Genomic DNA, 6,124 nt, shown 5'->3' on the forward strand with positions numbered 1-6,124 from the left:
TGATGACAGCACTTGGCGAGATTGAGCAGAGGATACTGTCTGAGCTCGAAGAAGCGTGGGAGAACAATGTCTGCAGCCTGATGAACACGGTATACGATCCCTCTTCGAGCGCCGATCTGACAGAATTCTGCGATGCCTCCCGCTCCCTGTATGAGAGGGGGCTTGTGAGAGTGACGATGGATATGCCTGGCCGCTCTCTGGAATTGCCCGAGAGCGAGGAGCGCGCATTGCTGCGATCGCTCGAGAGCTGGTTTGGGGCGCTGGATGAGGACGGCCAATGGGGCTATGGCGAAGAGCATTCAGCGGTGGATGCGCCGGTACCGCAATTGCTGGCAACGGAGGAGGGGCATGAATTGGCGTTTCAGTTGCTCGAGAGGCGCGGTTACCAGTGGTGGACACACGGCGACTGAGCGTACAATGCTTGTCGAAGCCGAGGCTTCCACCTATCTACAGCCTATCCGGGAAACAATTGAAGACAGGCCACCGGCCGAAACGGACGCCTCCATGCCGCCCTTGTGGCGGCTTTTTTTGTACCGGGCGTCGATGACAGGACATCCGACATGACGGACATTTCCGAGGCGGGCTGGATATGGCTCGCCAAGGGGATCGGCGCGATCGCGGGATCGGCCGTCTCCATCGCCTATATCCTGCCGAAACACCGGCGCGAGGCGGCGATCCGGTTCGCCGTGGGTGTGGTGTGCGGCATGGTGTTCGGCGGCGCGACGGGGTTGAAACTCGCCGAGCAGCTCGGCTTGACCAACGAGCTCGGCGCGGCCGAAACCATGCTGATGGGCGCCGCGGTGGCCAGCTTGTGCGCCTGGAGCGCGATCGGTCTCGCGCTGCGCTATTTCCACACGCGTCCGGCCAGCCGCCTGCCAGGCGCACCGAAATTCGACTTCCCCGACCAGAAAGGACGCTAGAGCCATGCAGGCGCAGAACGCCCCGGCGCCGGACGAGCGCAAATATGCCGGCCTCGACATCGAGAAGGTCGAGGCGGACGGGACCTTTTCGGGCTATGCCAGCCTGTTCGGCCGGATCGATCTCGGCCGCGACGCGGTGGAACACGGAGCCTTTGCCGCATCGCTCCAAAAGCGTGGGGCGCAGGGAATCCGCATGCTGTTCCAGCACGACCCGAACCTGCCCATCGGCAGCTGGGAAGAGATACGCGAGGACACGCGCGGGCTCTTCGTGCGCGGGCGGCTGGCGCTCGGCGCGGCAAAGGCGCGCGAGGTCTGGCAATTGATGCGCGACCGCGCGCTCGACGGTCTTTCGATCGGCTTCCGCACGGTGCGCGCGAGAACGGAGGCGAAGACCGGGGTACGCCGCATCCTGGAAGCCGACCTTTGGGAAATCTCCGTCGTCACCTTTCCCATGCTGCCGGAGGCGCGTGTGGAGACGGTGAAGGCAGAGGAACGATGCACGCCGCTGCCCACGGCGCGCGAATTCGAGCGTTGGCTGACGCGGGATGCCGGCCTGACGCGGCGCGAGGCCCGGGTGGTGATCGCCAAGGGCTTTGGCGCCTTGATGCGCGAGCGGGACGCCGCGTGGGGCTCCGACGGGCAGCTGGAAGCGGTGATCCGCCAGGCGGCCCGCATGTTCAACGACAGGGATTGAAGAGATGACGGCAATGACGGCAGGGCCTGCGCCGGAGGTGAAATCGGCGCTCGACGGGCGACCTGATGGGCGCTTTCCATGAATTCATGCATTCGTTCGAGGCATTCAAGGAAGCCAACAACGAAAAGCTGCGCCAGATCGAAAAACGCGGCGCGGATCCGGTGACGGAAGAGAAGGTGGAGCGGATCTCCCGCTCGCTGGATGAGCAGAAGCAGGTGATCGACCGGCTGGCGCTGAACAGGTCGCGGCCGGCGCTGGGGCGCGGGGCCGCAGGCTCGCTCGTTTCATTCGAACGCAAGCAGGCCTTCGAGGCCTATATGCGTTCGGGCGACGAGCGCGGCCTGAGGACGCTGGAAGAGAAGGCGATGTCCTACGGCTCCAGCCCCGACGGCGGCTATCTGGTGCCCGAGGAGATGGAAGCGGCGATCGGCGCCCGGCTTGCCGATCTCTCTCCCATCCGTTCCATCGCTTCGGTTCGGCAGGTGTCGAGCGCGATCCTGAAGAAACCCTTCGCCATCAGCGGTCCGGCGGTCGGCTGGGTGGCCGAGACCGCGGCCCGCCCGGAGACGGCAACCGGCACGCTGGATGAGCTGCAGTTCCCGACGGCGGAGCTCTATGCCATGCCGGCGGCGACGGCGGCCCTGCTCGACGACAGCGTGGTCGATCTCGACCAGTGGATCGCCGGCGAGGTGGAAACCGCCTTTGCCGAGCAGGAGGGCGCCGCCTTCGTCGACGGCGACGGGACGAACAAGCCGAAGGGTTTCCTGAGCTACACGCAGGTGGCGGACGGAAGCTGGACCTGGGGCGCGGTCGGCTACAACGTCACGGGCGCCAGCGGCGCCTTGCCGGCGACGGATGCGTCCGACGTGCTGGTCGATCTCGTCTATGCGTTGAAAGCCGGCTACCGGCAGAACGCGACCTGGGTAATGAACCGCAGGACGCAGGCCGCGCTGCGCAAGCTGAAGGACGCCGACGGAAACTACATATGGCAGCCGCCGGCGGCTGCCGGCAGCCGCGCCATGCTGATGGGTTTTCCGCTGGTGGAGGCGGAGGACATGCCCGACATCGGTGCCGATACGACGCCGATCGCCTTCGGGGACTTCCGCCGGTTCTACCTGGTCGTCGATCGCATGGGGGTGCGCGTTCTGCGTGACCCGTATTCGGCAAAGCCCTACGTGCTGTTCTACACGACCAAGCGCGTCGGCGGTGGCATCCAGGACTTCGAGGCGGCGAAGCTTCTGAAGTTCGGCACGGCGTAGCATCGGCCTTGATGTGATTGCGCGACGGCGGCGCCGGCGTTCTGCCGGTGCCGCCTTTTCCTTCCCGAACGACAGGTCTCATCCATGACGCTTTTTCGAACGGTCGACCCCGCGGTCGAGCCGCTGACGCTTGCCGAGGCGAAGGCACATCTGAGGATCGATCACGCGAGCGAGGACGATCTGCTCGGCGGTCTTCTGCGTGCCGCGCGCCAGGAGGTGGAAAAGGCCACCGGCCAGGCGCTCATCGAGCAGGCCTGGCGGCTGGTGCTCGACGACTGGCCGGAAACCGCGACGGTTCTGCTGCGCCGCACGCCCGTGCGCAGCGTCCTGTCGGTGACGGTTTTCGACGCGGACGGAGCAGGATCGGTGCTCGATCCCGCAGATTATCAACTGGATGCGGTGTCGACCCCGGCAAGGCTGCTTCTTGGCAATCGGCCCGGCGTGGGACGGGCGTTGAACGGCATCGAGATCGACTTCACGGCCGGCTACGGCGAGGCCGGGGCGGATGTCCCGGACCTGCTGAAGCGGGCGATCCTGCTGCTCGTTGCCCACTGGTACGAATTTCGCGTGGGCTATGGCGCGGCCGACCAGCCGGTGTCGTTGCCGGAAGGCTACCGTCGGCTGATCAGCACCTTCAGGACAACGAGGCTGTGATGCGCATCGAGTTCATCGATCCGGGCGCCTTGCGCAGCGAAATGCACCTCGAGGCGCCGACCGCGATACCGGACGGAACGGGCGGTCACGGGGAAAGCTGGTCGGAGATCGCCACGCTGTTCGCCCGCATCGAGCCGTTAAGCGCATCCGCCCGGTTCGGCGCCGGGCAGGACCACCAAACCGTGACACACCGCATCACGCTGCGCTTCCGCGACGATATCGAGAGCGGCATGCGCCTGGTGCGGCAGGGGCGGATCTTCTCCATCCTCCACATCCACGATCCCGACGAGACGGGACGCTATTTGCAGTGCCGGGCGCGCGAGGAAGGCCGATGAAGATCACCCTGCAGACAACCCTCGACGGGATGGTGCGCACGCTGCGCCTGATGGCCCATCAGGCGGCGGAAGACGCTGAGCGCCGGCGCATGAGCGATCGCCGCAAGCGGCACACCGCGGACGGGCTCGAAAACGGCAGGAAGGACAGCAGCGATGACCCTCGCCACGCTTGAACTTCAGCGGGCCGTGTTCGCTGCACTTGCCGCCGACACGGCGTTGATCGCGGCACTGGGCGGGCCGAAGATCCACGACCTGACGCCCGTGCGGACGGCCTATCCCTACATCACCTTCGGGCCGGCGAGCATGCATGACTGGAGCACCGACAGCGATGACGGCAGCGAGCACTTTTTCACGCTGAATGTCTGGTCGAACGCGAAAAAGGCCAAGGCCGAAGCGCTGCTGCTGATGGAGCGCGTCGACGAGGTGCTGCACGATGCGGCGCTGGCGCTCGACGGCTTTCGCCTCGTCAATCTGCGGCGGGAGGCTTTCGAGATCCGTTTCGACGAGGATCTCGGCGTGCATCACGGGCTGATGCGCTTCCGTGCCGTGATCGAAACCGACTGAGATCCATAGAGTCCAGGAGACCCTCGATGGTGGCCAAGAAAGGCAAGGACCTGCTCTTGAAGCTCGATGCGAGCGGAGCGGGGAGTTTTACGACGGTGGCGGGGCTGCGCGCCAAGCGCCTCGCCTTCAACAGCGAGACGGTGGATGTCACCGATGCGGATTCGGCGGGCCGCTGGCGTGAGCTGCTGGCCGGCAGCGCCGTGCAGCGTGCGGCGTTGAGCGGCTCGGGCATCTTCAAGGACAGCGCCTCCGATGAGGCGATCCGGGCGGTCTTCTTCGCCGGCGACATCGTCGACTGGCAGGTGGCGATCCCCGATTTCGGCACGATCCAAGGGCCGTTCCAGATCACGGCCCTCGAATATGGCGGCAACCACGATGGCGAGATGACCTTCGAGGTCGCGCTGGAATCGGCCGGCCTCGTCAGCTTCGCGGCGGCACCGTGATGGAGAGCGTGACGGGTGTGAACCGGCGGCGCGGCGAGATCGCCGCGCAGCTCGACGGGCGTCACTACCGCCTCTGCCTGACCCTTGGCGCGCTCGCCGAGCTGGAGGACGCCTTCGCGGCCGAGGACCTGAACCAGCTCGTGCAGCGCTTCGCCAGCGGCCGCCTGTCGGCGCGCGACATGCTGCGCATCATTGCAGCGGGGCTGCGCGGCGGCGGCCACACCGTCAGCGACGAGGAGGTGTGCGCCATGCAGTGCGAGGACGGGGCGGCCGGCTACGCACGCATCGTCGGTGCGCTTCTGGTCGCCACCTTCGGCACGGCCGAGACGGGGGCTGCCCAGTCAAACCCTTGACCGCCGCAGCGGCTGGACCGCGCCCCTTTCCCTGGCAAGAGGTGATGGCGCTGGGGCTCGGCATGCTGCGGCTATCTCCCACGGCGTTCTGGTCGATGACACCGCGTGAACTGGAGAGCGTTCTCAGCGCCGTGCCCGGCCGGGGCGGTGAAGCGCCACGGCGGGACGATCTCGCGGCGCTGATGCACCTGTTCCCGGACCGGTGCCGCGGCAATTCCTGAAAGGAGAATTTTGGTGGTCGAAGACGTTACCTTCGAGATCAGAGCGGACACGAAGCCCTTTGCCGCCGCGCTGGATGAGTTGCAGGATCTTGCCGATGGTTTTGGACGGCAACTGACGAGCGCCCTGCGCGGTGCGGTGGTGAGCGGCAAGTCGCTGGAAGACGTTCTGCGCAACATCGGCCTCAACCTTGCCGGAATGGCGCTGTCGCAGGCGTTGCAGCCGCTGAGCGCACTCGGGTCGTCGCTGTTCTCCGGCATCCTGGGCGGCATCGGCGGCGTGTTGCCCTTCGCCAAGGGCGGTGTGGTGCCGTTCGCGAGCGGCGGCGTCGTTTCGGCGCCGACCTTTTTTCCGACGGGCGGCAAGCTCGGCCTGATGGGTGAGGCGGGCGCCGAGGCGATCCTGCCGCTGCAAAGGGGAACGGACGGGCGGCTGGGCGTGGCGACCAATGCGGGCGGAGCGACGGCCAACATCGTCTTCAACGTCACCACCCCGGACGCGGCCTCGTTCCGCAAGTCGGAAGCGCAGATCACCGGCATGCTGGCGCGCGCCGTGGGGCGCGGATCACGCACACTCTAAAGCGCCGTGCGTCCATTCGGACGCACGAAGGACGCTCTATCTATTTGTTTTTCCGCATTTATGCGGACGTCAGGTGAGGCCACCTGACTGCAAAATGCTCTAGG

Annotated in this window: 12 protein-coding genes; all 12 read left to right on the forward strand. The window is 66.2% G+C overall.

The genetic code is table 11. The annotated features are described in order from the left end of the window. Positions 1-2 precede the first annotated feature (2 nt). Positions 3-410 carry a hypothetical protein gene (locus NUU27_RS04075; RefSeq protein WP_257760779.1) on the forward strand — a complete coding sequence of 136 codons (408 nt, stop codon included), beginning with the start codon at positions 3-5 and terminating at the stop codon, positions 408-410. 150 nt (positions 411-560) lie between these two features. After that, complete coding sequence (locus tag NUU27_RS04080; RefSeq protein WP_257760780.1) at positions 561-920, forward strand: DUF6107 family protein; 360 nt, start codon at positions 561-563, stop codon at positions 918-920. Between the two features lie 4 nt (positions 921-924). Then, complete coding sequence (locus NUU27_RS04085; RefSeq protein WP_257760781.1) at positions 925-1,614, forward strand: HK97 family phage prohead protease; 690 nt, start codon at positions 925-927, stop codon at positions 1,612-1,614. A gap of 65 nt (positions 1,615-1,679) precedes the next feature. Continuing rightward, complete coding sequence (locus tag NUU27_RS04090) at positions 1,680-2,873, forward strand: phage major capsid protein (RefSeq protein WP_257760782.1); 1,194 nt, start codon at positions 1,680-1,682, stop codon at positions 2,871-2,873. Between the two features lie 84 nt (positions 2,874-2,957). After that, the gene (locus tag NUU27_RS04095) at positions 2,958-3,527 is read left to right on the forward strand and encodes a head-tail connector protein (protein ID WP_257760783.1); all 570 of its coding nucleotides are present in this window, start codon (positions 2,958-2,960) and stop codon (positions 3,525-3,527) included. Further along, complete coding sequence (locus tag NUU27_RS04100; RefSeq protein ID WP_308219952.1) at positions 3,524-3,862, forward strand: phage head closure protein; 339 nt, start codon at positions 3,524-3,526, stop codon at positions 3,860-3,862. Before NUU27_RS04095 ends, NUU27_RS04100 begins: the two co-directional genes overlap by 4 nt. Beyond that, positions 3,859-4,035, forward strand: coding sequence for a hypothetical protein (locus NUU27_RS04105; protein ID WP_257760785.1), 177 nt, complete (start codon positions 3,859-3,861; stop codon positions 4,033-4,035). The genes NUU27_RS04100 and NUU27_RS04105 overlap by 4 nt, the downstream gene beginning before the upstream one ends. After that, positions 4,016-4,426 carry a DUF3168 domain-containing protein gene (locus NUU27_RS04110; protein ID WP_257760786.1) on the forward strand — a complete coding sequence of 137 codons (411 nt, stop codon included), beginning with the start codon at positions 4,016-4,018 and terminating at the stop codon, positions 4,424-4,426. The genes NUU27_RS04105 and NUU27_RS04110 overlap by 20 nt, the downstream gene beginning before the upstream one ends. A 26-nt stretch (positions 4,427-4,452) precedes the next feature. Beyond that, the gene (locus tag NUU27_RS04115) at positions 4,453-4,869 is read left to right on the forward strand and encodes a phage major tail protein, TP901-1 family (RefSeq protein ID WP_257760787.1); all 417 of its coding nucleotides are present in this window, start codon (positions 4,453-4,455) and stop codon (positions 4,867-4,869) included. An 8-nt stretch (positions 4,870-4,877) separates the two neighbouring features. After that, positions 4,878-5,222: a gene transfer agent family protein gene (locus tag NUU27_RS04120; RefSeq protein WP_257760796.1), complete on the forward strand. Its 345-nt coding sequence runs from the start codon at positions 4,878-4,880 to the stop codon at positions 5,220-5,222. Next, complete coding sequence (locus NUU27_RS04125; protein WP_374565526.1) at positions 5,123-5,443, forward strand: rcc01693 family protein; 321 nt, start codon at positions 5,123-5,125, stop codon at positions 5,441-5,443. Before NUU27_RS04120 ends, NUU27_RS04125 begins: the two co-directional genes overlap by 100 nt. A gap of 10 nt (positions 5,444-5,453) precedes the next feature. Then, a complete protein-coding gene (locus NUU27_RS04130) occupies positions 5,454-6,020 on the forward strand; it encodes a phage tail tape measure protein (RefSeq protein ID WP_257760789.1) in 567 nt (188 codons plus the stop codon). The last annotated feature ends 104 nt before the right edge of the window (positions 6,021-6,124 follow it).

The sequence above is a fragment of the Nitratireductor sp. ZSWI3 genome (assembly GCF_024655565.1).
In the GTDB taxonomy this organism is placed as follows: Bacteria; Pseudomonadota; Alphaproteobacteria; order Rhizobiales; family Rhizobiaceae; genus Nitratireductor.